This is a genomic window from Celeribacter sp. SCSIO 80788 (assembly GCF_051054295.1).
GTDB lineage: Bacteria > Pseudomonadota > Alphaproteobacteria > Rhodobacterales > Rhodobacteraceae > Celeribacter.
This window is the reverse complement of the sequence record NZ_CP150482.1, coordinates 1,181,572-1,205,879: the sequence shown is the minus strand read 5'-3', so window position 1 is coordinate 1,205,879 and position 24,308 is coordinate 1,181,572. Positions and strand designations below refer to the sequence as shown.

Below are 24,308 nucleotides of genomic sequence, written 5' to 3'. Positions count from 1 at the left end.
CCTGCTTCATGAGCAATCTTCATTCGAAACATATCGCGGTCATTGGCGCGGGCATTGTCGGCCTCTGCGTGGCGGAACGGCTCATGGCCGAGGGCCATCGGGTCACGCTGATCGAACCGGGGGTGCCCGGTGGGGAACAGGCCGCAAGCTATGGCAATGGCGCATTCATCAGCCCGGCGTCGGTGATCCCGATGTCCGCGCCCGGCCTCTGGCGGCAGGTGCCCAAGATGTTGCTCGATCCGACCGGCGCGCTTTCCGTCCGGCTGCGCGACCTGCCGCGCCTTCTGCCGTGGCTTCTGGCCTTCTTGCGCGCCGGGAACCGTCCCGGGAAAGTCGCCCGTATCGCCCATGACCTGAATGTTTTGCTCAAGGACGCCCCCGCGCGCCACGCGGATCTGGCCGCCCGCAGCGGGCAGACGGCGCTGATCCGTCAGAGCGGTTTGCTCTACGCCTTCCGGGATCGCGCCGCATGGCAGGCCGAACGACGTAGCTGGGATCTGCGCGCCGACTGTGGCGTTGTCATGGAACAATGCGATGCCGCGCGTCTGCGCGATCTGGCTCCCGATCTCGCGCCGGAGTACGGTTTTGGCATCCTGATCTCCGAGGGCGCGCATTGTGCCGATCCCGGTGGCTATGTCGCCGGTCTGGCGCGTCATCTCGTGGCCGCGGGCGCGGCGCTGCGGCAGGACCGGGTTCTGGGGCTCGATCTTGCGGCGGGACGTCTCAGGGGGCTGCGTTGCGAGGGCGGCGATCTGTCCTGCTACCGGGTGGTGATCGCCGCGGGGATCGCCTCTGCGCCCTTTGCCAGAGAGGCCGGGGATCGCCTGCCGCTTGCCGCCGAGCGGGGCTATCATGTCGAGATCGCCGACGCGCCTGTTCGTCTCGATGTGCCGGTGATGCCGCAGGACGGCAAAATGGCCAATGTCACCACGCGCGGAGGACTGCGCGCTGCCGGTCAGGTGGAGATTGCGGCCCCCGATGCGCCGCCGAACTGGGCGCGGGCGGATGTGTTGCTGGCCCATCTCGAGCGCAGCTATCCGGCGCTCAGGGGACGGGCGCATGATCTTCGGCGATGGATGGGCTGTCGTCCGTCGATGCCCGATGGCAGGCCGGTGATCGGTCGCGCCTCCGGCTGCGCCGATGTGATCTATGCCTTCGGGCACGGTCATATCGGCCTCGCTTCGGCTCCGGCCACAGCGGAAATCGTCGCCGATCTGATCGCCGGGCGCATGCCTCGGCGCGAGGCTCTGCCGTTTTCGCCCGCGCGGTTCGGGGCGCCCAGAGGTCCGACATAAGTCCGACACAAGTCCGACGCTTTGCCGACCCTTCGTTTCGACCGGAAAGATCCCGCTATGACCCTGCCGCCGCTGACCGCCTTCGGGCCCGATTTCACCTTTGCCCATGACGACTGGCTCGCCCATCCGGCGGGTTTGGGCGCTGTGCCGAAGGATGTTCTGGGCACAGAGGTTGCGGTGATCGGGGCCGGAGCCTCGGGCGTGATTGCGGCTTATGAACTGATGAAAATCGGTTTGAAACCCGTGATTTACGAGGCGTCGCGTTTCGGCGGACGGCTGCGCTCGGAGGTCTTCGACGGCACGGGATTCGAGGGCTCCCCACCTGTGATCGCCGAGATGGGCGGCATGCGGTTTCCGGCCTCTTCGGCGGGATTTTACCATTATCTCGACCTCATGGGGCTCACGACGAAACCCTTCCCGAACCCTTTGACCAAGGCCGCCGGATCGACCGTGATCGACCTTGAGGGTGAAACGGTTTTTGCTCGTGAGTTGAATGACTTACCATCATTTTATCAGGAGATCGCAAGCGCCTATGCACGGGCGCTCGACGAAGGTGCGGCCTTCACCGAATTGCAAAACGCCATCCGCACCAAGGACGCCGCGCGGGTCAAATCGTTATGGAATCCCATCGTTGCCGCCTGGGACGAGCGCACCTTTTACGATTTCGTCACCAGTTCGGAAGCGTTCCAGTCTCTCAGCTTCCGTCATCGCGAGGTCTTCGGGCAGGTCGGTTTTGGCACCGGCGGTTGGGATTCGGATTTCCCGAACTCGATGCTGGAGATCTTGCGGGTGAATCTGCTCGGGTTTGACGACGATCAGCGCTATGTCGTGGGCGGGGTCGAGAGCGTCTTGCGGCGCCTTTGGCACGCCGCGCCACCCTGCGCGTATTGGCCGGAGGGCAGCTCTCTTGCGACCCTGCACGGGGGGGCAACCCGTTCACGTGTCACGAAAATTTCCAGATCCTCTCCCGCCGGTCCGCTGTGTCTCACCGATCAATGGGGCAATGAAGACCGTTATGACGCGGTGCTCGTAACCTGCCAGAGTCACCTCCTGACCACCGCCATGGAGGTTGACGAAGAGCTGTTCGATCAGCCGCTCTGGATGGCGCTCGACCGGACGCGCTACATGCAGGCGGCGAAGACCTTTGTCATGGTGGATCGCCCGTTCTGGACCGATCTCGACCCGCAAACCGGGCGTCCTGTGATGTCCATGACGCTCACGGACCGGATCACCCGCGGCACTTATTTTTTCGACAACGGCCCGGATCAACCTGCGGTGATTTGCCTGTCCTATTCCTGGATGACGGATGCGCTCAAACTGCTGCCGCTGAGTGATGAGAAACGTGTGGATTTGGCCTTGAAATCATTGGGGAAAATTTATCCTGATGTCGATGTTGCTCGCCATATCCGGGGCATGCCGAAATGCATCAGCTGGGAGGCGGACGAGAATTTTCTCGGTGCGTTCAAGGGCGCGTTGCCGGGGCACTACCGCTACAATCACCGGGTCTACAGCCATTTCATGCAAGGTGACATGCCTGCGGAGCAGCGTGGAATTTTCCTCGCGGGCGACAGTGTGAGCTGGACCCCGGCTTGGGTCGAGGGCGCGGTTCAGACCGGGCTGAACGCGGTTTGGGGGATCGTCGCTCATCTCGGCGGGGCCTGTCATGCGGCCAATCTGGGGCCGGGCGATCTCTATGCGGATTACGGGCCGGTGCACGTACAGGGATGAGAGCCGGAATGAGAATGGATCGATGCCCCCCCCTGAGGACGCATCTTGTTTCGTCTTGATATTTTGGTGAAATAATGCCGCAAAACGCACTGAAATTATAGACAAAAATCTGGATTTATGATCTTTTGTCGCGGCTCGGAACTCTGACAGAAAGGCACATTTTCATGACCTCCTCTCCTCGCAAAATCGGCATTCTCGGCGCTGGTAAAATTGGCGTTGCGATCCATGACGCGCTGGCGGAAATGGAGGGGGTGGAGCTGGTCTATATGCTGGCCGGACGCACGCGCCCGGAGGGGGTGTCGGAAGCGTTGATCTTGACGGATATTGCGGAGGCGCTGGCGCGGGAGGTCGATCTGGTGATCGAGGCGGCGGTGCCCGATGTGATCCATGACCATGGCGCGACGATCCTTGCCAAAAGCGATCTCTGCGGTTTCAGTTGCACCGCGCTGTCGCGGCCGGACACCGAACGCGCTGTTAAGGATGCCTGCGCTGACTCGGGGACACGGTTTTTCGTGCCGCATGGTGCGGTCATGGCGCTCGACGGTCTGGCGGATGGGCGCGATGTGATCGAGCGTGTGACGATCACCACCATCAAGAGCGGGCCGAGCCTCGGACTTGCCGAGGATGCGGTCGGGCCGCTGTTCGAGGGAACGGCGCGCAACGCCTGCCTGCAATTCCCGCGCAACGTCAATGTTCATGCCGCTGTTGCGCTGGCCGGGATCGGCTTTGACCGGACGCAAAGCCGCGTGGTCGCGGAGCCGGGCAAGGCGACGATGGAGCATCTGATCCATGTCGAGGGGCAGGGGCTTGAATGGGATATTCGCGTGTCGTCCCAATCTCTTGGCGGGGTGAGCGGGGCCTATACACCGCGCTCGGCCGTCGGTTCGGTGCGACGGCTTCTGGGGGGATCGGGCGTCAGCATTGCGTGACGCCCGAGGCGCGCTTTCAGCTCCCGAAGGCTTTCATCAACATCCGTGCGGCGGTGATGAACAGAAACACCGCGAAGATGCGTTTGAGCTTTTTCGCCGGGAGCCGATGTGCCAGTGCGACGCCCAAAGGGGCGGAAATAAGTGTCATGGCGATGGTGGCGGCAAAGGCCGGAAGGTTGATCAGACCAAGTGAGAACGGCGGTTTGTCGGTCAGTGTCCAGCCATGCAGCGCGAAGCTGACGGTCGAGGGGGCTGCGATCAACAGGCCGAAACCGGCCGCCGTGCCCACGGCACGATGCATCGAGAGACCGGAAAGCGTGAGGATCGGAACGCCGAAAGAGCCGCCTCCGATCCCCATCAACACAGACAGAAAGCCGATGCCGGAACTGAGCGCGGAGCGCAGCGGTTCACCGGGCAGGCGATGGCCTTCGGGGGTTTCCTTCGGTCCGCCAAAGGCCATCTGGGCAGAGACCAGCATGCCAAGTATGCCGAAAATGGCCAACAGGACATGTGAGGAGAGGCGCGTGGCCACCAGTGTCCCGATCACCGCCCCAAGCACGATGCCAGGCGCCCATGTCCGCAGGATCCCCATGTCGACCGTGCCGCGTTTGCGATGCGATTGCACGGAGCGCAGAGAAGTCACGACGATGGTGGCCAGGGAGGTGGCCACACAGACCTGCATCAGATGGGCGCTTTCATAGCCCATGGCCGAAAACAGGAAATAGAAGGCGGGCACGAGGACGATTCCGCCGCCGAGCCCCAGAAGTCCGGCGATGATCCCGGCGACGAAACCGGTCGCGATCAGCACCGCGCCGAGTTGCAGATAAAGCATCAGATCTGTCATAGTTTAGCCCAGCGTCAGCCCGCCGTCGACATGGACGGTCGCCCCGGTGATCTGACCGGCCTCTTGCGACAGAAGGAACGCCACGGTGGCGGCAATGTCATCGGGTTCGGTCAGGCGGCCCGTGGGCGTGGCGGCCATGGCGGCGGACAGGGTGTCGGTCGTTACGGCCAGATGTCCGCCGCCTTGTTTGCGGGTGAAACCGGGAACCACGGAATTGACGGTCGTGCCGCTTGGGGCGAGCTGAAGCGCGAGGGCTTCGACCAGCGCTTCGATGGCGGCCTTGGCGGCGGAGGTCGTCGGGAAACTGGTGCCTGCCTTGCCATGGACATGGGCGACGAAGGAACTGATCGCGACGACACGCCCCCAGGGCGAGGCGACGAGATCGGGCAGGGCCGCGGTGACGAGCCCTGCGAAGGCGCCCGGCATCATGGCGAAATCGCGCATCAGATCGTCGTGGCTGAACTGGCCGAAGGGCGTTTTGGAGGCTTTTCCGGCATTGCTGACGATCTGGTCGACCTGTCCGAAATTGGCGCGCGCCTGAGTGACGAGCAGGACGGGAATGTCCGGGTTGGCCAGATCGCCGAGGGCTGTGAGCACCTGCGATCCGGCGTCTCGGCAGTCTTGCGCGACGGTTTCGAGAGGCTCGGCATTTTTACCGGTGTGGAGCAGGAGGTTGGTATCCGGTCCCGCGCATTTGCGTGCGATCGCAGCCCCGATGCCGCTTGCGGCGCCGGTGACGATCAGGGTGCGTTTCATAGTTTTGGTCATATAGTCCGTCCGTGCGCACGTCGCGCGGTTGTGCGGGGAGCTTCGGGATGGCCTGAGGCGATCCCATTGGCTGTGCTGCCGCCATGGCCGCGCGACGTGTCATTGAGTGTGAGTTTGGGAATGTCTCAACTCAAATTTTGTATATGGTATACAATATTGCCGTGCAAGCCCTTCTGGTGAGATTTTGATATGTCGCGTGCACCGGTGTGTGAAGATGAGGATATTGCAATAAATATGGGCATAATTGGCGTGTTTTGGCAAAGTCGAGAGCGATTCTCGGTTTCGTGGTCGCGATGTCCCTCGTGGCCGACCTTTGAGTGGTAGGGGGAGTTTGGAATACAAAAATGGGAAATTTTCATATTTTTGCGCGCAAAAAATAGGCGAAATTCGATTAATAATTGTGCGATGACCTATTGTTTCGAGGTGGCGGGCCTCTGCGGGGAGGATAAGTCTTCGAAGCCGTTGACAGGGATTTCGGCCGCTCCCTAGGCTTGGAGCAGGGAATGTCGGCACTCATCAAAAGAACCCGAAAAATCGGGACAGACCTCCTAGCCAACGGGAAAACAAATGAACGCACCTTATCGTACTGCACTTCGTGCCGCGTTTTCACGCGCGCTCGTCTCGGCACTGTTGCTGGGCACCGCTCTGCCGCTCCACGCGGCGGGGGTTACGATCGCGATCGGATCCGAGCCAACAACCCTAGACCCGCAACAGCGTGACGACGGGGCTGAGCGGGCGGTGACCGACAATATTTTCGAAACGCTTCTGGAACGCACCACGGATGGGATGCTGGTTCCGGGACTTGCGGCTGAGATGCCGACGCAGATCGACGCTCTGACATGGGAATTCAAACTGAAACCCGGCGTGAGTTTCACCAATGGCGAGCCTTTCAATGCGGGCTCCGTGGTGACCTCTGTGACGCGGATCATCGATCCGGCGTATAACTCCGAGCAAATGGCCTACCTCGGCACCATCGAAGGGGCCGAAGCCGTGGACGATCTGACGGTTCACATCAAGACGACCGCCCCTGATCCGGTCCTTCCGGCGCGGATGTACTGGATGAAAATGGTGCCCGCGACCTATGCGGCAGATGAGAAGTTCGGGCGCGAACCGGTTGGGACGGGCCCTTACATGCTCTCCGAATGGGCGCCGGGTGAGGGGATCACACTGGTACGCAACGACGGGTACTGGGGCGATGCGCCGGAGATCGACGATGTGACTTATCGTTTCATCGGTGAGGCGGGTACTCGCCTGTCGGGGCTGATGGCGGGTGAGCTCGACCTGATCCGCAACCTCTACCCGGAATTTGCCGCCGCCGTGCCGAAAGCGATCACCACGCAGGGGCTCGAGACCTCGACACTGGTGCTGTCGACGGCGAACCCGGTGATGGAAGACCCGAAGGTGCGCAAGGCCTTGAACCTCGCGATTGACCGCACCGCGCTGGCCGAAAGCCTGTTCGTCGGCAATGCGATCCCGGTCTATGGCCAGCTCGTCAACCCGAAAAGCTTTGGTTTCAATGAGACCCTGCCGCAATACGATTACGATCCCGAAGCTGCCAAGGCGCTGATCGAAGAGGCGGGGGCGACCGGCAAGACCATCACTTTGGTGGGGGAATCCGGGCGCTGGCTCAAGGACCGTGAGCTGATCGAGGCGGTGGGCGCCTATTGGTCGGAAATCGGGCTCGACGTGGACATCCGCATCGAGGAATTCGGTGAATATCTCAACCAGCTCTTCGATAAGGAAAGCCGCCCGGACGCGATCTTCGTGACCAACTCCGACGAGCTTCTGGATGCCGACCGGCCGCTGACCGCAGGGCTTGAGTATAACGCGAGCTACGCTTCCAACGTCGACGAAGAGATGGCCGCGAAAATTCAGGCGGCGCGTTCGGAAACCGATGTCGAGGCCCGCAAGGCGCTTTATGCCGAGATCACGCAGAAAGCCTTCGATCTCGATTATCTCGCTCCGCTGCTCAATCAGGAAGACATCTACGGTCTGAGCGAACGGCTGGAATGGACCCCGCGGATCGACGCGAAACTCCTCGTCAAGGAAATGTCCGTCTCTGAGTGATCTCTGCTGATCTCAGGACGCATGTTTCTCGCAGGCAGAGCGGCTGGGCCGCTCTGTCCCACGTAATTCAGACGATATGGGGCGGACTTATGGGGACGTTCATTTTGAGAAGAGCTTTTCAGGGCCTTCTCGTGGTGCTTGGTGTAACGATTGTGGTGTTTGTGGCCACGAGGCTGATCGGCGATCCGGCCAAGGTCATGTTGCCGTTGTCGGCCAGCGACGCGCAGCGCGCGGCTTTCGAGGCGCAATTTGGGCTGGACAAGCCGCTGGGCCAGCAGTTTTTCACCTTTCTCGGCGATCTCATGCGGTTCGATTTCGGGGAAAGCATCTGGCAACGCAAACCGGCGCTCGACGTGGTGCTGGGCAAGCTGCCCAAAACGCTGGAACTGATCGGCGCGGGAATGTTTCTCGCCATCGTGATCGGCATTCCTTTGGGCGCCGTGGCAGCGATCCGGCCCGACGGGCTGTTCGACCGGCTGATTGTCGGGCTGAGCCTGACCGGGTTGTCGATTCCGCAATTCTGGCTGGGGCTTTTGCTGATCATGATCTTTGCCGTGGGGCTTGGCTGGGTGCCGACCTCGGGGACGGGGACGCTGGCGCATCTGATCTTGCCGGCGGTGACGCTTGCGGTGCCGGCGATGGCGCGGATCATGATGCTGGTGCGGTCGTCCGTGATCAACGAGTTGAACCAGCAATATGTCCGCACCGCCAAGGCGCGCGGGCTGCCGTTCGTGCGGGTGCTGTTCCAACATGCCATGCGCAACGCGCTGGTGCCTGTCCTGACCCTTGCGGGCTGGGAGGTGATCAGCGCCTGGGCAGGCTACACGGTTGTCGTTGAGACTGTCTTCGCCTGGCCGGGACTGGGCTTTACCGCGATGAAAGCCATCGGGCAGAGCGATCTCTTCCTGCTTCAGGCTATCGTGTTCGTCGTGGCGGTGGGCATCGTCCTCGTGAACATTCTGCTCGACGTGCTGTTCAAGCTGATCGACCCGCGGATCAAGGACGCCTGAGCCATGACCATCACTTCAACCTCTTCGCTTCCTGAAACGACCCTGAAACAAGGCTTGCTCATGTCCCTCGCTCCCGTCGGGCGCTTTCTCTCCGAATTGTGGCGTGACAAGGCCGGGTTCGCAGGCTTCGCCTTTCTCGTCCTTCTGGTCCTCGTGGCGCTCTTCGCGCCGCTGATCGCGCCGCACGATCCGGCGGCGCAATCCGTCATGGCGCGGCTCAAACCGCCGGTCTGGATGGAGGGCAGCGTGCCCGGCTATCTTCTGGGCACCGATATGCTGGGCCGGGACATCCTTTCGCGGCTTCTTTACGGTGCGCGTTCTTCGCTTCTGGTGTCCGTCTCCGTCGTGGCGCTTGCGGGCAGTTTCGGCGTCATGGCCGGGCTGATTGCGGGCTACAAGGGCGGTCTGACCGATGCCGTCATCATGCGCATTGTCGATGTGCAGGTGGCTTTTCCGGGTCTTTTGCTGACACTTCTGCTGGTCGCGGTGATCGGGCCGTCCACGACGACGATCATCGTCGTCTTGGCCTTTTCGAACTGGATGATCTACACCCGTGTGGTGCGTGGCATCGTTCTGTCCCTGCGCCAGACGCCTTTCATCGAGGCGGCCGAGGTGGTCGGTTGCAAAACCTCCCGGATCATCGTCAAACACATCCTGCCGAACCTGATCGCACCGCTTCTGACGCTGGGCATTCTGGAGTTCACCAACATCATCCTCGCCGAAGCGGCGCTGTCTTTCCTTGGCCTCGGGGTGCAACCTCCGGCGACGAGCTGGGGTCTCGATGTGGCGGGGGGCAAGAATTACATGATGATCGCCTGGTGGCCGATCACCTTCCCGGGGCTCGCCATCGCGCTCACGGTGCTGTCCATCAATCTTTTCGCAAACTGGCTGCGTGTCACCACCGAGCCCGCCGAACGCGAAAAACGCTACGCCCGGGGCCGCGCCGCCAAGATGCGCCGCACAAAAGCCTGACAGGACGACAAGGAATACAACAATGGCAAACGCACAACCGACACCGATCCTTGAAGTCCGCGATCTTTGCGTGGAGTTCGACACTATGGCGGGGCTCGTTCAGGGGCTTCGCGGGGTCTCTTTTTCCGTCCTGCCCGGCGAGACCATGGCGCTCGTGGGCGAAAGCGGCTCCGGCAAGAGCGTGACCGCACAGGCGATCATGGGGCTCATTGGCCTGCCGGGGCGGATTTCCTCGGGGGATATTCTGTGGAAAGGGCAATCGCTTCTGACCCGTGAGGGGCAGAGGGCTGCGGGTAAGCTCCGGGGCAAATCCGTCTCCATGGTGTTTCAGGACCCGATGACCTCTCTCAACCCGCTGATGACCATCGGTGCGCATCTTGTGGAGGTGCTGCGCCGCCACATGGGTCTTTCAAAGGACAAGGCCTTTCAGCGCGGGGTCGAATTGCTCGACGCCGTGGGCATCACCGAACCCAAACGGCGCATGGGGCAATATCCGCATGAGTTTTCCGGCGGGATGCGCCAGCGCGTGATGATCGCGCTTGCCATCGCCTGCGAGCCGGAGCTTCTGATCGCGGACGAGCCGACCACGGCACTGGACGTGACCATTCAGGCACAGGTGCTCGATCTTCTGGCCGATCTGCAAAAATCCATGGGGCTGTCCATCGTGCTGATCACCCATGATCTCGGCATCGTTGCCGGGCTTTGCGAAAAGGTCGCGGTGATGTACGCAGGCTCGATTGTCGAGGCGGGGACGGCGGAAACCGTCTTCGGCCATGCCGAACATCCCTATACGCAGGGGCTGATCCGTTCGACGCCGCGACTCGATGACCGGCGCGCGCGGCTGGTGTCCATCGACGGTGCGCCGCCCAGCCTGTTGCACCCGCCCAAGGGCTGTGCCTTTCAATCGCGTTGCCCGGTCGCCTCGCGGCAATGCGACGAAAAACCCGCGCGTCAGGCCACGCCTGAAGGCGGCTCGGTCTCTTGCTGGACGCCTTCCGTGGCGGCCTGGGCCGATCCGGTGGAGGTTCTGGCACGATGACCGATCAGTCCAATCGTTTCGAAACGGATCATGCTGTGACCCCCGATATGCCGATCCTCTCCGTGCGCGGTCTTGGCGTCACCTTCGACGGTGAGCGCGAACGGCCCTTCGGTCCGCCGAAGAAAATTCAGGCGCTCGACAACATCACCTTCGATCTGGAGCGCGGCAAGACGCTTGGCCTCGTTGGGGAGTCCGGTTCCGGAAAATCGACCCTCGGTCGTGCGATCCTGCGTCGTCTGCCGATCTCCGAGGGGCGGGTGATTTTCGACGGCAAGGATATTTCCAATGTCAAAGGCGAAGCGCTGCGCCGTCTCACCCGTGACATCCAGCTGATCTTTCAAGACCCTTACACAAGCCTCAACCCGCGCATGAAGGTGCTTGAGCTGATCGCCGAGCCGCTTTTGGTGCATGGGATCGTGTCCTCCATCGAGGAGGCGCGCGATCAGGTCTGCGAGTTGATGCGTCTGGTCAACCTGCCGCTCGATGCGCTCGACCGTTTTCCGCACGGTTTCTCCGGCGGGCAGCGTCAGAGGATCGGCATCGCCCGGGCGCTGGCGCTCAAACCGCGGCTGATCATTGCTGACGAGCCGGTTTCGGCCCTCGATGTGTCGGTGCGCGCGCAAGTCGTCAACCTGATGCAGGACCTGCAACAGGAGCTGGGGCTGACCTATGTGTTCATCGCTCACGATCTTTCCGTCGTGCGCCATATTTCCCATGACATCGCGATCCTGCATCGCGGTCACATGGTGGAGATGGCGGATCGGGATGCGATCTACGAGGCACCGGAGCATCCCTATACCAAGGTGCTGTTGTCCGCCGTGCCGGAACCCGATCCGGCGTTGCGCCGCAATGGCGATTGCGCGCCCGAATCCCATCGCCCGCCGGAGCTGAACCTGTCGGGGCCGGGGTGCCGCTATCGCGATTGCTGCGACAAGTCGGGCGGTCATTGTCAGCGCGAAGCACCGCCTTTCGCCAGGCACGGCGGTGGGCATTGGGCCGCTTGCTGGCATGTGTCGACGGACTGAAATCGTTTGAAAGCTGGACGGGGAAGGGGCGCTCACGGCGCCCCTTTTTTTATCGGCCCAGTTTTGTGCCGTCCTTGCGTGGGTCCGATCCGGCGATCAATCCGCCGTCATCGGTGCGCATCACGCATTGCGCTCCTCCGAAATCGCTACGCCCGCCCAGTTCGCCCGCGCCGGTGGCGTCTTCGAAGCCGGCGGATTTCAACGCCTCCGCGAATGCCGGATCTGTACCGGTTTCCAATGCGATCTGGGTGTCGCTTTCCAGTCGCCAGCGTGGGGCGTTCATGGCCTCCTGCACATCCTGCCCCCAAGCGGCAAGGCGGACCATCATCTGGATATGGCCCTGCGGTTGCATCAGCCCGCCGACCACGCCGAAGACCGCATGAAACCGCCCGTCTTTCATGGCCGCCGCCGGGATCACCGTGTGATAGGGCCGCTTGCCGCCCGCGACCCCATTGATATGCCCCGGCGCGGAAAAGCCGTGGCCTCGGTTTTGCAGGCATATGCCCAGTTCCGGCACGCCGATCCCGGAGCCGAAGCGTTTGAACACGCTGCTCATGAGCGTCACGGCAAAGCCGTCGCGGTCGACAATCGCGGTGCAGACTGTGTTGCCAGACGGGTCCGCCACGGTCTCCCGCGCGTATTTCATGCCTTCACGGGTGGCTTTCACCACCTCGACCATGCTCGTTGGATCGTCCATAGGCAGGTCCATCGCATCGAGCGCCTCCAAAGCCTTGAGCACTCCGATCCCATGCGTGTTGGGCGGGCATTCCAGCACTTCGATGCCTTTGAACATCCGCCGCACCGGGCGGTCGAAAAAGCCCTCATGCGCGGCGAGATCCTCGGCGGTCAGAAGCGCGCCTCGGGCCTTGGCGGCGCGTTCGATCGCCTCTGCCGCCTTGCCTTTGTAAAGGGCGTCGGGGCCATCGGTGGCGAGGGCATCCAAAAGATAGGCCAGCGCGGGGTTGCTGAACCGCATTCCGGCCACAGGGATCGCATCGCCTCTATATATTGCGTTTGATGCGGGGTCATTCTGGATCACACGCGCGAAAATGCGCCATTCGCGGGCACAGATCGGGGCGACCTCGAAGCCGTCGCGGGCGATCCTGGCGGCGGGGGCCAGCAGATCGGCGAAGGGCAGGCGGCCGAAGCGCGCGTGCAGATCGGCCCAGCCGCGCGCCAGCCCCGGCACGGTGACGGAATAGGGATGGCGTTCGGGGATTTTGCGACCGGGCAGGTCGGCCACATGATCCGGGGTCAGGGCGCGGGGGCTTTTGCCCGTGCCATTATAGGTGAGCGGTGCCTCGCCCGGAGGCAGCAGCATGGCGAGGCTGTCGCCGCCGAGCCCTGTGGCCATGGGTTCGACCACCCCGAGGATCGCGTCGGCGGCAATGGCGGCGTCGACGGCTGTGCCGCCGCGTGCGAGAATGTCCATGGCCGTTTCCGCCGCCAGGGGATGGCCGGTTGCGACCGCCTCCTTGGCTGCGCTCAAACTTGTCAAAGGGGCAGGGGTCACGGGTGTGCAGTCCTTGTTTTGGGTGCCGTTTCGTTTTCGACTCTCCGATTTTACCGTTCGGAGTACGAAAAGTTTGTATTTAGTATTTCTAATCTTGATTGAAAATTTTGCAATATTTTTAAAAATACTTAAAAATCAGTTTGATAGTATGATTTACGGTTTTTCTTCTCGGTGAGAATAATATGTAGACCGATAATTTGGTATACAGTATGGTGAATTGAGGCCCGAAGAATCTCGCATTCCCCTAACGCCGACAGGGTCTCGCCAAGACGCATAAAACCTGACGCATAACCAACACGGAGACGGAAATGGGCAAGGTCCTTAATCCCGACGAACTTCGCACAGCTCTTGAAAACGCCATTCGCGGCAATACCGCCAACGCCTCGCCGTTCAGCCTTGCATGGGCCAGCGGCAAGCTGTCGCGCGAACATCTCGCGCGCTGGTGCGAAAACCATTATCACTATGTCGGCCCCTTCGCCGATTACCTCGCCTATGTCTACGCGCGCCTGCCCGCGGAATTCGAAGAGGCGAAAGACTTCATGCTGCAAAACATGTATGAAGAAGAGCTGGCCGCCGACCGTCACACCGATCTTCTGATCCGCTTCGGTGAGGCCTGCGGCACCACCCGCGAGCGCATCAAGGACATCGAGAACGCCAACGCCACCACCCGCGCGCTTCAGGCCTGGTGCTACAACACCGCGATGCGCGAGGACCCGATCGTCGCTATCGCCGGTCTCGTGGTCGGTCTCGAAAGCCAGGTGCCGTCGATCTACCGCAAACAGACCCCGACGCTGCGTGACAAATACGGGTTCACCGACGAAGAGGTCGAATTCTTCGATCTGCACATCGTCTCCGACGAAATCCACGGCGAACGTGGCTACCAGATCGTTCTGGAACATGCCCGCACCTATGAGCTTCAGCAGAAATGTCTGAAAATCTGTGAGGTCGGCGCCCAGATGCGTCTCCTGTACACCACCTCGCTCTACAACGATTACGTCGGTTCCGAGATCCCGCTCGCCGAGCTGGGTCTGGCGGCCTGATCCTGTCACGAGAGGGCGGGGCCTCCCGTCCTCTCCAAACCGGAAGAACCCATGCCGAAAGTCACACTGCACAAGGGCGGTGAGGTGTTTGTCGACGATGTCGATCCGAACACCAACCTCGTCGTCCGCGCCGGGATCAAGAAATTTCCCTATCCCAATCTCGATTACAAATGCGGCATGGGGAAATGTTCGACCTGCACCTGCCGCATCATCAGCGGGGGGGAGCATCTCGAAGCGCCGAACTGGAAGGAAAAACGCCAGTTGGGCGACAAGCTCGACGAGGGCTACCGTCTTGCCTGTCAGCTCTGGGTGTCCGAGGACATCGAGTTGACGCAGGACATCTGACCCCGCCGGACCCGCCGCATCAGGCGGGCCGTTCCTGACCCACAACTTCCCATTTCCTACGAGGGACAGCCATGTTCGTCATCCTGACCACGAAACCCGAAGAATTCCACACCGTCATGGGCGAGGGTGTCACCTGCGTCGAATCCTATGACTATATTTTCTACGGTCGCAAACGCGCCAATTTCACCATTGCCGAGCTTGATGGCGTGGACCGGATCACCATCGTCGAAGATGCGCCGCCGCATATCACCAACAAGGTGCCGAGCAAGCTGTTCGAAAGCTTCGACACGCTCGAAGAGGCGCGCGAAGAGCTCAACACGCTCACCCATTACGGCAGCATGGACATCGAGCTGCGCCTCGTCTGAGGCGTGCCGGGATCGTTAAAAGAAACGCACAAAGCCCTGAAGAGCCTATGGAAAAGATCAGCATCACCTTCATTCCGAACGAGAACAAGACCATCTCCGTCGATGCGGGCAGCAACCTGTTGCGCGCGTCGCTCAGGGACAAGGGCGGTATCCCGTTCAAATGCGGCGGCGGCTTCTGTGGCACCTGCCGTTGCAAGATCGTCGAGGGGCTGGAGCACACCGACGACATCAAGGCCAAGGAGCGCAAGCATCTGAGCGACGAGGATGTGGCGAATGGGTTTCGCATGGCCTGCCAGACCTTCGTCAATGGCGATGTGAAAGTCTCCTGGGGTTAGGACGGGTACAAGCCCGGAAACAAAGAAACGCAAGAAAATCAAAGGACAGCTATGTCTTACCTCAATTTCATCGGCGGGGAATGGGTTCCCGCCCTCTCCGGCGCGACCTTCGAAAACCGCAATCCGGCGGATCTGACCGATCTCATCGGTCTGTTTCCCGATGGTGGCGAAGCGGATGTGGCCGCTGCGGTCGAGACCGTGTCGAACGCCTGGCCGGAATGGGCCGCCAAGGGCCCGGAGGCGCGCGCCGATGTGCTATACAAGGCTGCCGACATCATCTCCTCGCGGATCGACGCCATCGCGGCGGAGCTGACACGCGAGGAAGGGAAGACCCTGACGGAAGCACGCAACGAGACCAGCCGGATCGCCGCGAATTTCCGCTTCTATGCTGGCGAGGCGCTGCGACTCAAGGGCGAGAGCTTTCCGATGCCCGAGGGGCAGATTGCGTTGACCCTGCGCTCTCCTGTCGGGGTCGTTGCGGTGATCACGCCGTGGAATTTCCCGCTCTCCATGGCCGCACGCAAGATTGCACCGGCGCTGGCGGCGGGCAACGGGGTGATCTTTAAACCCTCCGAGATGACGCCGCTCATGGGGCAACGTCTGGTCGAAGTCCTGCTCGATGCGGGCCTGCCGAAAGGGCTTCTGGCGCTCATCCACGGGCGTGGGCCGACGGTCGGCAAGGCGATTACATCGACGCCGGGGATCGATGCGCTGACCTTCACCGGCTCCTATGCCGTGGGGATGCAGATCGCGCAGGCGCTCACCACCGACACGCGCTGTCAGCTCGAAATGGGCGGCAAGAACGCCACCATCGTTCTCGGCGATGCCGATCTCGACCGTGCCGCCGACATCATCCGCCGCGGCGCTTTCGGGCTGACCGGGCAGGCCTGTACCGGCACCAGCCGGGTTCTGGTCGCGCGCAGCCATTACGACGCTTTGGTCGCAAAGCTCACCGGTGCGGCCGAGGGGATCACCATCGGTGCAGGCACGCGCAGCGGCGTCACCATGGGGCCGCTCGCCACCGAGGCGCAGCTCGACAAGGTCAAGGCTTATCTCGGCATTGCCAAACAGGAAGGCGGGCGGATCACCACGGGCGGCCTGCCCGAGGCGTCCGCCGAACTGGCCAACGGGTTCTTCGTGCGCCCCACGGTGATCGCCGATGTGCCGACGGACAGCCGTCTTCTGCGTGACGAGATCTTCGCTCCGGTGGTCGCGGTGCGCGCCATCGAAGACGTGGACGAAGCCATCGAGATCGCGGATGACACGGAATACGGGCTTGCGGTTTCGGTTGTCTCCAATGACATGGCCTCCGTTCTGAAGATCGCGCAAAAGACTCAACATGGCGTCGTCAAGGTCAACAGCCCGACCACGGGCGTGGCGTTGAATGCCCCCTTCGGCGGCTTCAAACATTCCTCCAACCAGAGCGCGAAAGAGCAGGGCGGAGCGAATGTCATGGACTTCTACAGCCGGATCAAATCCGTCTATCTGGGGGGCTGAATGGAGCTTGTGCACGAGCTGATCGGCGGCAATCTTTTGACGCCGCATTTTATGGGCATGGTGGCCATGGTCTTCGTGGCCGCCCTTCTTCAGGGCGTGGGCGGGCTTGGCTTTGCCATGTTCTCCGCGCCGATCTCTGCGCTGTTTTTCCCGGAGATGGCCCCCGGTCCCTTGCTCGTGCTGGGCGGCTGCCTGTCGGTGATGATGGTGCTGCGCGAACGCTCCGCCATCGATTTCAAATCCGCAGGCACGATGATTACGGGCCGCGTCATCGGCAATTTCATCGCCGTCTTTATCATGGCGATGCTCAGTGCCAACAGTTTCTACATCCTCTTCGCGGTGCTGATCCTGATCGGTGTCGCGCTGAGCTATAGCGGCTGGCGCATCGTCGCCAACTGGCGCACGCTGGGCTTTGCCGGGGTGATGTCTGGCATCATGGGGACGATCACCTCTTCGGGCGCACCGCCCTATGCCATCGTCATGCAGAACACCCCGCCCGCGACCCTGCGTTCGACGCTGAATTTCACCTTCTTCTTCGGGGCAACGACGTCGCTCATCCTGTTGGCGTCCATCGGGCATTTCGAGCTGCGCCAGCTTCTGCTGGGCCTCTTGCTCTTTCCGGCTCTGTTGCTGGGCTTCACTGTCTCGACGCCACTGGCGCGGCATGTGCCGAAAGGCGCGATCCGGCATGTCCTTTTGGGATTGTCGGCGCTCAGTGCGGTCGGGCTGTTGGTGCGGGCGCTGCTCTAAGGCGAGCGCCTGCCTCAATCGGCGGCTTTTTCCGGTTCCACCGCATTGTAAACGTGCCGGGAGGCCAGGATTGCGGCGAGTTCTTCGTCGCCCGCGATCACGGCCCGCAGAATATCGGCATGCTCGCGCCAGGTTTCGCGCACCTTCACCGGATCGTCCTGTTTGAACAGCATGGCTGTCTGGTCGCGCAGGGTGCGGATCAGCTCCTGAAGCGTCACGTTGCCGGAGACCTCTCCCAGAGCGATGTGAAACGCATCGTTATGGGCGCGCATCTCGCTGAAATCGCCCTTTTCAATGTCCGCCTCGCCTGCGGCCAGAACGCGTTGCAGTTCCTCGATCCGTTCAGGATCTTTGCGCCGTGCCGCAAGCCGGGCGTTCAGCGCTTCAAGCGTGGCGCGCACCTCGATCAGGTCCATTTTCTGATCCGCCGCGGGCATCGAGACGGTCGCGCCTCGCCGGGGAATGATCTTGACCAGCCCTTCGGCGGCCAGCTCGCGCAGGGCCTCGCGCACGGGCATCCGGGACACGCCCATTTCCTCGGAAATCTTGCCTTCGACAAGCCGGGTTCCCGGTTCGAATTCCGCATTCAGAATCCGTTCCCGGAGCGCATCCTTGACCATTTTCGTCAAGGGCGTGTGGGCGTCGCCAATTGCCAGAGCCATGTTGTGTCCCGTCTGTACTCGATCACGCGTCTTCATGTTATGAACCGAAGGTCTTGACGCTGATTTCGGTATACCAGAGGCAATAAGGTTTTGCCAAGCCTCTCGCATCTTCTTCGTTATGTGTCCTGTTGGGACAGGTCTTCCGGCCTGTGCTGGGGCGGTGCGATTCTTTTGGATGAGGCAAATCGGCGGTGAAACGATGATTGGGAGGTGGATTTTCTAGTTTGGTATACTAAAATTTGAGCACTTCTGAATGGATATCCATTTTATATACGTTTATCGCAATAAATCCGCGCAGCGCTCTTGGAATTCCGAGTATATGGTATACTAAATTGAGGGAAGAAAACGCACAACCTAAGAGACAGACCATTGAAAACAGTTCTCAGACTGCAATCCGAAGAGGCGCGCGTGATGATCGCCGCCGCTGTTGAAAAATCCAAGGAAATTGGAGTGTTGGAGACGATCTGCATCGCCGACGATGGCGGTTTTCCGATCCTGATCGAACGCATGGATGGGGCGCGGGTGACCGGGCCGCAGATTTCGTGGAACAAGGCCTTCACGGCCGCCACGCACAAACGCTCCACCCATCTTTTCAACAAGGCCCCGAACGGCCCCGCGCTGCCGGGCAACGAGGCATTCGGTATCCAATTGTCCTTCGAGGGCAAGTTCGCGGTTTTTGTCGGGGGCTTTCCGATCGTGGTCGATGGCGAGGTGATCGGTGGCGTCGGTCTGTCGGGCGGCAATGGCGAACAGGACACGGCGGCGGGTGTCGCAGCCCTTCAGGCGCTGGCGGATTTGCTTGCACCGCAAGGCCACGAGGTCGTGGTCGCAGCCGACATCAAGAAGTGAGGCGGCCATGACAATCATTCGCGCGCTTCACAAGATCGAAGACGGGGGCGAAGCCGTGGTGGCTCAGGTCACTTTGGCGGAGAGCGGCGACATGTTTTGCGTCGAGCCCCATGAAACCATTCTGGCCGCTGCGCTCAAAGCGGGGGTCGATCTGGCGCATGACTGCAAGACCGGGTTTTGCGGGTCGTGTCGCATTCGTCTGCTCGAGGGTGAGGTTGCCTATGATGAGGCGCCGCTGGGGCTGAGTGAGGAGGAGCGGGGCTGCGGTTTTGCTCTGGCCTGTCAGGCCCGCGCCCGGATGAATCTGCGGGTCGCTGCGGAACTGATGCCGTTGGATCGCCCGGAGCCCACGGAGATCGTGACCGAGGTCCTGTCCGTGACACCGGTTTGCGCGGACATCCTGCGGCTGCGGCTGCGTCCGACTGGCGGGATGCCCGCATTCCTGCCCGGGCAATATGTCAATGTGGTGACGCAGAGCGGCGCGACGCGATCTTTTTCCATTGCCTCCGCGCCGTCGGAGGGTGAGATCGACCTGCACATCCGGGTGATCCCCGGCGGGATGTTCACGGCGGGGGAACTGCCGGAGTTGCGACCCGGTGCGCGCGTCGATTTGCACGGGCCGCACGGGCTCTTTCGTCTGCACCCGGAGGATTTCCGGCCGCTTCTGCTGGTCGCGACCGGCACCGGGATTGCGCCGCTGCGCGCCATGCTGGCGGCTCTGAAGGAGGAACCGGACGGTCCGCCTGTGGCGCTGTACTGGGGCATGCGCGAGGAAGACGAGCTTTATATGGTCGATGAAATCGCGGCGCTCGGAGCGGAATTGGACGATTTTACCTTCGTGCCGGTGCTGTCGCGCGCGTCCGAGGGAGCGCATCGCGCCGGCTATGTTCAGGACGCCGTTCTGGCGGATCTGCCGGATCTGTCGGAGCATGCGATCTATCTCTGTGGCTCGCCAGAAATGATTGCCGATGCACGTGGGCGCTTCCTTGAAGCCGGGGCGAGCGTCAACCACATCTACGCCGACAGCTTTCACTTCGCGCATAATCTCTAATCCCCTCTACGCAGGGCACTACAGGGAGGCCGGGGCCCATGTCCTCGTCCGTATGGAAATATTTTCACTGGAGTTTCGCGGTCACCGGTCTGGGGATTGCGCTCTGTTTCTGGCTCGGCTGGGCCTATACCGGGCATCTGTCCGGCATGCTCACCTTTGCCTTGATCGGGATCATTCTGTCGGTGCTGGAAATCTCGCTGAGTTTCGACAATGCCATCGTCAACGCCAACAAACTCAAGGATATGGAAGAGGTCTGGCGGCGCCGGTTTCTGACCTGGGGCATCCTCATCGCGGTCTTCGGCATGCGGATCGTTTTTCCTCTCGCCGTCGTCTCCATCGCCGCCAGCATCGGTCCCATCGAGGCACTGCGTCTCGCGGCGCGAGAGCCTGCCGACTATGCCCGGCTGATCGGGGAGGCGCATCTGTCGATTTCCGCCTTCGGGGGGACGTTCCTGATGATGGTGGCGCTGAACTATTTCATCGACCCGGAAAAAGAGGTCGACTGGCTGCGCCCGCTTGAGGATCTGTTGCGCAAATGGGCCTCCGTGCGGGGGCTCGCCATTGGATTGGTGCTTTTGATCGTGTTGCTGTTCTCCGGTCTGCTCGATACGGCGGAGCGGGCGACCTTCATGTTCGCGGCGATGGCCGGGCTCGTCACCTTCATCGCGGTTGAAACCCTGGGTCATGTGCTCGACAGCGGCGTGTCGCTTGCCAAAGGCGGGCTTGGGGCTTTCCTCTATCTCGAAGTGCTCGACGCGTCCTTCAGTTTCGACGGGGTGATCGGGGCGTTTGCCCTCACGCAGAACCTGTTCCTGATCGCCATCGGGCTCGGCATCGGGGCGATGTATGTACGCTCCATGACGATCATGCTGGTGGAAAAGCAAACCCTCACCGAGTTCCGCTATCTCGAACACGGGGCTTTCTATTCGATCCTCGTGCTGTCCTGTGTGATGTTTGCGCAGAGTCTGGTGCATATCCCGGAGGTGATCACCGGGCTGATCGGCGCGACGTTCATCGCGCTCTCGCTGCTGTCCTCGGTGCGTTACAACCGCAGACGCAGTGAGGAGACCGTGACCGCATAGACCGGAGACCTCTTCCCGGTCTTTTCTGAGGCGCTTTTCCGGAGATCCCCTTTGTCCGGAGAAGCGCCTCATTTTTTCTGCGCGATGGGAACGGGGCGAAAGTCTTTGCCTTTTCCGGACAAGGTCTCGGGCCGATAGCCGGACAGTTCCGGCAGATCAACGATCATCAGCCGCTCTGTGATCCCGGCTCTGGCGAGGCTCCGTCCGTCGGGCCCGGCGACGGTAGATCCGCCGCCAAATTCCAGCCCGTTGTCCGTGCCGCAGTAATTCGCATAGACGACAAAGCCCCTGAGCTCATGGGCGCGGGCGGGCACCAGCACCTCCTGCACATGTTCGTAACCTTTGGGGTTGGCGGTCGGGACGAAAATCACCTCGACGCCGGACTGCGCAAGCGCCGCCGTGTGGCCCGGGAATTCGATGTCGTAACAGATCAGCAAGCCGCATCTGCGTCCGCACAGATCGAAGGGAGGCGCAAGTACGGTGCCGGGATCAAAGCTCGCATGTTCCATTTCGCCGAAAAGCTGGACCTTGCGGTAATGCGACAAGAGCGCCCCATGCCGGTCAATGCAAGTCGCAGCATTATAGACCTGCGCCCCGTCGCGTTCGGCCCAGCCGAGGACGAGGGCGCAACCGATTTCCGCCACCATAGCGCGCAGGGCCTGCACCCAGTCCCCGTCCAGAGGTTCGGCTGCGCTGCGATGCTTCTGGGGCTGGTTGTAGCCGGGGAGGTAAAGCTCCGGAACAATCAGAACATCCGCCGCATTGGCGCGGGCGGCGAGCAGATGCGTGCGCAGAGTCTCAAGGGAAGCGGAGGGGGTGGACTGAAGAATTGCGAGCCGCATGGCGTCTCCTGAGCTGATTTTGCTGAACGCAGATGGGCGATTACGTGCGGGGCCGGTCGGTATGGCGGGTCAGGCGGATGGCGTGTTCGAAACGCATATGCCGGTTTCCTCGACAAAGGTTTTCGTTCGGGCGGCGTGGCTGGCAGTCGGTTCACGTCCGGTCGGCGAGGGCGCATGCCGCGTGCCGAGATGTTCGAGCAGACGGCGCAGACGGTCTGATTGCCGAGGCGTCGGATGCCGACGATAGGATGAGCGCAGTTGCGGGAAAAGGCGGCGCTCGGGGCAGGCCGCGAGGAACCCAGCGGCTGTTGTCCCGCCGCGGTTGGGGGGCTGGGCCAAGGCGATATTGGCGCGTGTTTCCGTATCTCCGTGCCGGAATTGTGTCGGTTCGATCTGCATGATGATGGGCGTCCGGGCGGTGCGTTTGCTCCTTCATCGTGATGTGTGACGCGGGCCTGTCAAGCGCGATCGTTCGGCTGGGAGGCTTTTCCACTCCCGAACCGCCTGAGCGGCAAACACCGGATCGTCATCAGATCGGATGTCGCGATGCGTATCTCGCAGGACGAACAACTCGCTCAAGGTCTCAAGGACATCGTCCGAGTTCAGTCTACGCCTTTCCTGACGCTGGTAGGTCGGGCGCGCACCGGTAAACTTATCGCGCGGAGGGGGGGCGATTTTAAGCTGCAAAACGGTCTTAACGGTCTTTATGTACGTTTGAGCTGATGTGTTGCTCCCGATCAGCCTCCAAAGAGATCAATGAGACCCTCGGCCAAAGCGCCCCGCCAGATCAGGTAATCATGCCCACCGGCATATTCGCGATAGGTCAGGTCCACACCCGCCATCGTCAGAATGTCGCGCAGGTGACGGCTGGTCTCAAGGATGGAGACCTCACCGGGCAGGCGTGCGGCTTCATAGAGGCCCGCCGACATCCAGAGGCGGACATCCTTTGGCGCGTCCTGCATCCAAAGTTCGGACATATAAGGTGTTCCGGGACGATTATACGTCTCGGGGGACCACCAGAACGAACCGGAGAGAACGATCGCATTGCCGAACACATCGGGGCGCTCATGCGGGAACCAGGCCGCGGCCAGCCCGCCGTAGGACGATCCCGCGACCACGGTGCGCGTGGCGTCCGGGACGAAACCAAGATCCCGCGCGACACGCGGTAGAAGATCATCCGCCACAACCGTTAAAAAATCGCGGTTGAGCGGCAATTCCCGCCCGCGCACCTCACTGTCCAGCGGGTCGATCATCACCGCCACAACCGGTGGCAGGCGGCCCTCTGCGATCAACCGGTCGAGAATCTCCGGCACCGGCGCGCGCGGGGTCTGGTAGGCCGGACCGTCGAACAGCACGAGGACAACCGTTTCGGGATCGGTCAACTCAAATCCCGCAGGCGTATAGACGTCCACGCGGCGGGTATTGCCGAGCACCTCCGAGGTGAAATCAAACCCGGAGATCGTGCCGCGCGCCTCGGGCAAGGGGCCGGTCATTCCCGGTTGCTCCGGCGCATTGGGCAAGGACAGCTCCGAACGCTGAGACCAGATGTCGGGCGCGTCGGGATAGATCGGATGGTGATTGAGCGGATCGGCCTGAAGCGTTGCCAAAAGCGCCACCCGGTTTTCGCGCGCCGAGCCTTTGAACTGCGGCACATCAGGGGCAATGCCATAGGTGAGACGCAGACTGTCGGGCACCTCGAAGGACGCGAACCAGATGTCGCTGCCTGCCAGTCGGGTCATCCATGTATGATCCGACGTCGGCGCGCCCCAGAGCCGGGCGTTTTTTTCCGCCCCGCGCCAGAGAAAGGTCACGATGACATGGCCGGGCCGCTCTGAGGGCTCGATCATCGGCGTGCCGTTTTGGGCGCGTTCGTTCCAAAACTGTTCCGTCTCTCGACCGCTCGCGATCTCGTCCGAGAGGGCACGCAGCGTCGGGCTGAGCAGGGGGGATGGCGCCGGTCCAATGAGCGCCTCTTGCGGCAGGACTTTGTCGAGGGTCAGGGTGCTCTCCACCGTCTCACCATCGAGATTGAGGATCTGCAACGCGAAGGCCCCTTGCGGCATGACGAACTGAAATTGTCCGTTGCCGGTGTTGCGCGCCAAGAGCAGACGTATCTGGGTCCCGTCTTTGGAGAGGAGTGCCAGATCGACCGGGCTTTTGCCGCTGTTCAGATGACCGATCACATAGCTTCCCGGCACAGCCGAAAGGGGAAAGCGCGCGCTTTCCCCTGAATCGATCCGGGTCGTTTGCGGAGATGGGACGGAGAGGGATGAGGTCATGTGTGTCATATCTTCGCCATA

25 protein-coding genes are annotated in these 24,308 nt (G+C 61.7%); 18 read left to right on the top strand and 7 right to left on the bottom strand.

Annotated elements, in window-relative coordinates:
* Positions 1 to 8: 8 nt before the first annotated feature.
* The 3 genes from V1471_RS06165 to V1471_RS06155 all read left to right on the top strand — a co-directional run bounded on the left by V1471_RS06165 (position 9) and on the right by V1471_RS06155 (position 3,952).
* Positions 9 to 1,295, top strand: a complete 1,287-nt coding sequence (locus V1471_RS06165; RefSeq protein WP_434287480.1) for an NAD(P)/FAD-dependent oxidoreductase — start codon at positions 9 to 11, stop codon at positions 1,293 to 1,295.
* A gap of 57 nt (positions 1,296 to 1,352) precedes the next feature.
* Complete coding sequence (locus V1471_RS06160; RefSeq protein ID WP_434287479.1) at positions 1,353 to 3,023, top strand: flavin monoamine oxidase family protein; 1,671 nt, start codon at positions 1,353 to 1,355, stop codon at positions 3,021 to 3,023.
* 164 nt (positions 3,024 to 3,187) lie between these two features.
* Complete coding sequence (locus V1471_RS06155; RefSeq protein ID WP_434287478.1) at positions 3,188 to 3,952, top strand: aspartate dehydrogenase domain-containing protein; 765 nt, start codon at positions 3,188 to 3,190, stop codon at positions 3,950 to 3,952.
* Between the two features lie 16 nt (positions 3,953 to 3,968).
* Here the strand turns inward: V1471_RS06155 and V1471_RS06150 are convergent, their stop codons facing one another.
* Entirely contained in the window at positions 3,969 to 4,796 is an 828-nt protein-coding gene (locus V1471_RS06150; RefSeq protein WP_434287477.1) for a sulfite exporter TauE/SafE family protein, read from the bottom strand.
* A 3-nt stretch (positions 4,797 to 4,799) separates the two neighbouring features.
* Positions 4,800 to 5,564 carry an SDR family NAD(P)-dependent oxidoreductase gene (locus V1471_RS06145; RefSeq protein WP_434287476.1) on the bottom strand — a complete coding sequence of 255 codons (765 nt, stop codon included), beginning with the start codon at positions 5,562 to 5,564 and terminating at the stop codon, positions 4,800 to 4,802.
* Between the two features lie 567 nt (positions 5,565 to 6,131).
* Between V1471_RS06145 and V1471_RS06140 the strand changes: the two genes are divergently transcribed.
* The 5 genes from V1471_RS06140 to V1471_RS06120 all read left to right on the top strand — a co-directional run bounded on the left by V1471_RS06140 (position 6,132) and on the right by V1471_RS06120 (position 11,677).
* Positions 6,132 to 7,631, top strand: coding sequence for an ABC transporter substrate-binding protein (locus tag V1471_RS06140; protein ID WP_434287475.1), 1,500 nt, complete (start codon positions 6,132 to 6,134; stop codon positions 7,629 to 7,631).
* A gap of 89 nt (positions 7,632 to 7,720) precedes the next feature.
* On the top strand, positions 7,721 to 8,641 hold the full coding sequence (locus V1471_RS06135; RefSeq protein ID WP_434287474.1) for an ABC transporter permease: 921 nt from the start codon (positions 7,721 to 7,723) through the stop codon (positions 8,639 to 8,641).
* Between the two features lie 3 nt (positions 8,642 to 8,644).
* Positions 8,645 to 9,613: an ABC transporter permease gene (locus tag V1471_RS06130; RefSeq protein ID WP_434287473.1), complete on the top strand. Its 969-nt coding sequence runs from the start codon at positions 8,645 to 8,647 to the stop codon at positions 9,611 to 9,613.
* Positions 9,614 to 9,635: 22 nt separating this feature from the next.
* Complete coding sequence (locus tag V1471_RS06125; RefSeq protein ID WP_434287472.1) at positions 9,636 to 10,652, top strand: ABC transporter ATP-binding protein; 1,017 nt, start codon at positions 9,636 to 9,638, stop codon at positions 10,650 to 10,652.
* Positions 10,649 to 11,677, top strand: a complete 1,029-nt coding sequence (locus V1471_RS06120; protein WP_434287471.1) for an ABC transporter ATP-binding protein — start codon at positions 10,649 to 10,651, stop codon at positions 11,675 to 11,677. The genes V1471_RS06125 and V1471_RS06120 overlap by 4 nt, the downstream gene beginning before the upstream one ends.
* Positions 11,678 to 11,726: 49 nt before the next feature.
* Here V1471_RS06120 and V1471_RS06115 read toward each other — a convergent pair whose 3' ends face one another.
* On the bottom strand, positions 11,727 to 13,109 hold the full coding sequence (locus tag V1471_RS06115) for a gamma-glutamyltransferase family protein (protein ID WP_434287469.1): 1,383 nt from the start codon (positions 13,107 to 13,109) through the stop codon (positions 11,727 to 11,729).
* Here V1471_RS06115 and V1471_RS06110 point away from each other — a divergent pair.
* The 7 genes from V1471_RS06110 to V1471_RS06080 all read left to right on the top strand — a co-directional run bounded on the left by V1471_RS06110 (position 13,108) and on the right by V1471_RS06080 (position 17,522).
* Positions 13,108 to 13,365 (top strand): hypothetical protein, encoded by a 258-nt coding sequence (locus tag V1471_RS06110; RefSeq protein WP_434287468.1) that lies wholly within the window; start codon positions 13,108 to 13,110, stop codon positions 13,363 to 13,365. The two genes, V1471_RS06115 and V1471_RS06110, sit on opposite strands and share 2 nt — an antisense overlap.
* A 133-nt stretch (positions 13,366 to 13,498) precedes the next feature.
* Positions 13,499 to 14,230 carry a TenA family transcriptional regulator gene (locus V1471_RS06105; RefSeq protein ID WP_434287467.1) on the top strand — a complete coding sequence of 244 codons (732 nt, stop codon included), beginning with the start codon at positions 13,499 to 13,501 and terminating at the stop codon, positions 14,228 to 14,230.
* A 51-nt stretch (positions 14,231 to 14,281) separates the two neighbouring features.
* Positions 14,282 to 14,575 (top strand): 2Fe-2S iron-sulfur cluster-binding protein, encoded by a 294-nt coding sequence (locus V1471_RS06100; protein ID WP_434287466.1) that lies wholly within the window; start codon positions 14,282 to 14,284, stop codon positions 14,573 to 14,575.
* A 71-nt stretch (positions 14,576 to 14,646) separates the two neighbouring features.
* Complete coding sequence (locus V1471_RS06095; protein ID WP_434287465.1) at positions 14,647 to 14,940, top strand: ferredoxin; 294 nt, start codon at positions 14,647 to 14,649, stop codon at positions 14,938 to 14,940.
* A 47-nt stretch (positions 14,941 to 14,987) separates the two neighbouring features.
* Positions 14,988 to 15,275 (top strand): 2Fe-2S iron-sulfur cluster-binding protein, encoded by a 288-nt coding sequence (locus V1471_RS06090; RefSeq protein ID WP_434287464.1) that lies wholly within the window; start codon positions 14,988 to 14,990, stop codon positions 15,273 to 15,275.
* A 51-nt stretch (positions 15,276 to 15,326) separates the two neighbouring features.
* A complete protein-coding gene (locus tag V1471_RS06085; RefSeq protein ID WP_434287463.1) occupies positions 15,327 to 16,772 on the top strand; it encodes an aldehyde dehydrogenase family protein in 1,446 nt (481 codons plus the stop codon).
* Positions 16,773 to 17,522 carry a sulfite exporter TauE/SafE family protein gene (locus V1471_RS06080; RefSeq protein ID WP_434287462.1) on the top strand — a complete coding sequence of 250 codons (750 nt, stop codon included), beginning with the start codon at positions 16,773 to 16,775 and terminating at the stop codon, positions 17,520 to 17,522.
* Between the two features lie 14 nt (positions 17,523 to 17,536).
* On the opposite strand, the gene V1471_RS06075 is transcribed toward V1471_RS06080, so the two are convergent.
* A complete protein-coding gene (locus V1471_RS06075; RefSeq protein WP_434287461.1) occupies positions 17,537 to 18,184 on the bottom strand; it encodes a GntR family transcriptional regulator in 648 nt (215 codons plus the stop codon).
* A 369-nt stretch (positions 18,185 to 18,553) separates the two neighbouring features.
* Between V1471_RS06075 and V1471_RS06070 the strand changes: the two genes are divergently transcribed.
* Genes V1471_RS06070 through V1471_RS06060 form a run of 3 tightly spaced genes read left to right on the top strand, consistent with a single transcriptional unit; the run spans position 18,554 to position 21,166 of the window.
* Positions 18,554 to 19,033: a GlcG/HbpS family heme-binding protein gene (locus V1471_RS06070; protein ID WP_434287460.1), complete on the top strand. Its 480-nt coding sequence runs from the start codon at positions 18,554 to 18,556 to the stop codon at positions 19,031 to 19,033.
* Positions 19,034 to 19,040: 7 nt separating this feature from the next.
* Complete coding sequence (locus tag V1471_RS06065) at positions 19,041 to 20,084, top strand: 2Fe-2S iron-sulfur cluster-binding protein (RefSeq protein ID WP_434287459.1); 1,044 nt, start codon at positions 19,041 to 19,043, stop codon at positions 20,082 to 20,084.
* 38 nt (positions 20,085 to 20,122) lie between these two features.
* On the top strand, positions 20,123 to 21,166 hold the full coding sequence (locus tag V1471_RS06060; RefSeq protein ID WP_434287458.1) for a DUF475 domain-containing protein: 1,044 nt from the start codon (positions 20,123 to 20,125) through the stop codon (positions 21,164 to 21,166).
* Between the two features lie 68 nt (positions 21,167 to 21,234).
* Here V1471_RS06060 and V1471_RS06055 read toward each other — a convergent pair whose 3' ends face one another.
* The 3 genes from V1471_RS06055 to fes all read right to left on the bottom strand — a co-directional run bounded on the left by V1471_RS06055 (position 21,235) and on the right by fes (position 24,191).
* Positions 21,235 to 22,008 (bottom strand): carbon-nitrogen hydrolase family protein, encoded by a 774-nt coding sequence (locus V1471_RS06055; protein ID WP_434287457.1) that lies wholly within the window; start codon positions 22,006 to 22,008, stop codon positions 21,235 to 21,237.
* Between the two features lie 69 nt (positions 22,009 to 22,077).
* Complete coding sequence (locus tag V1471_RS06050) at positions 22,078 to 22,407, bottom strand: hypothetical protein (RefSeq protein WP_434287456.1); 330 nt, start codon at positions 22,405 to 22,407, stop codon at positions 22,078 to 22,080.
* Between the two features lie 338 nt (positions 22,408 to 22,745).
* The gene (fes, locus tag V1471_RS06045; protein ID WP_434287455.1) at positions 22,746 to 24,191 is read right to left on the bottom strand and encodes an enterochelin esterase; all 1,446 of its coding nucleotides are present in this window, start codon (positions 24,189 to 24,191) and stop codon (positions 22,746 to 22,748) included.
* Positions 24,192 to 24,308: the final 117 nt, after the last annotated feature.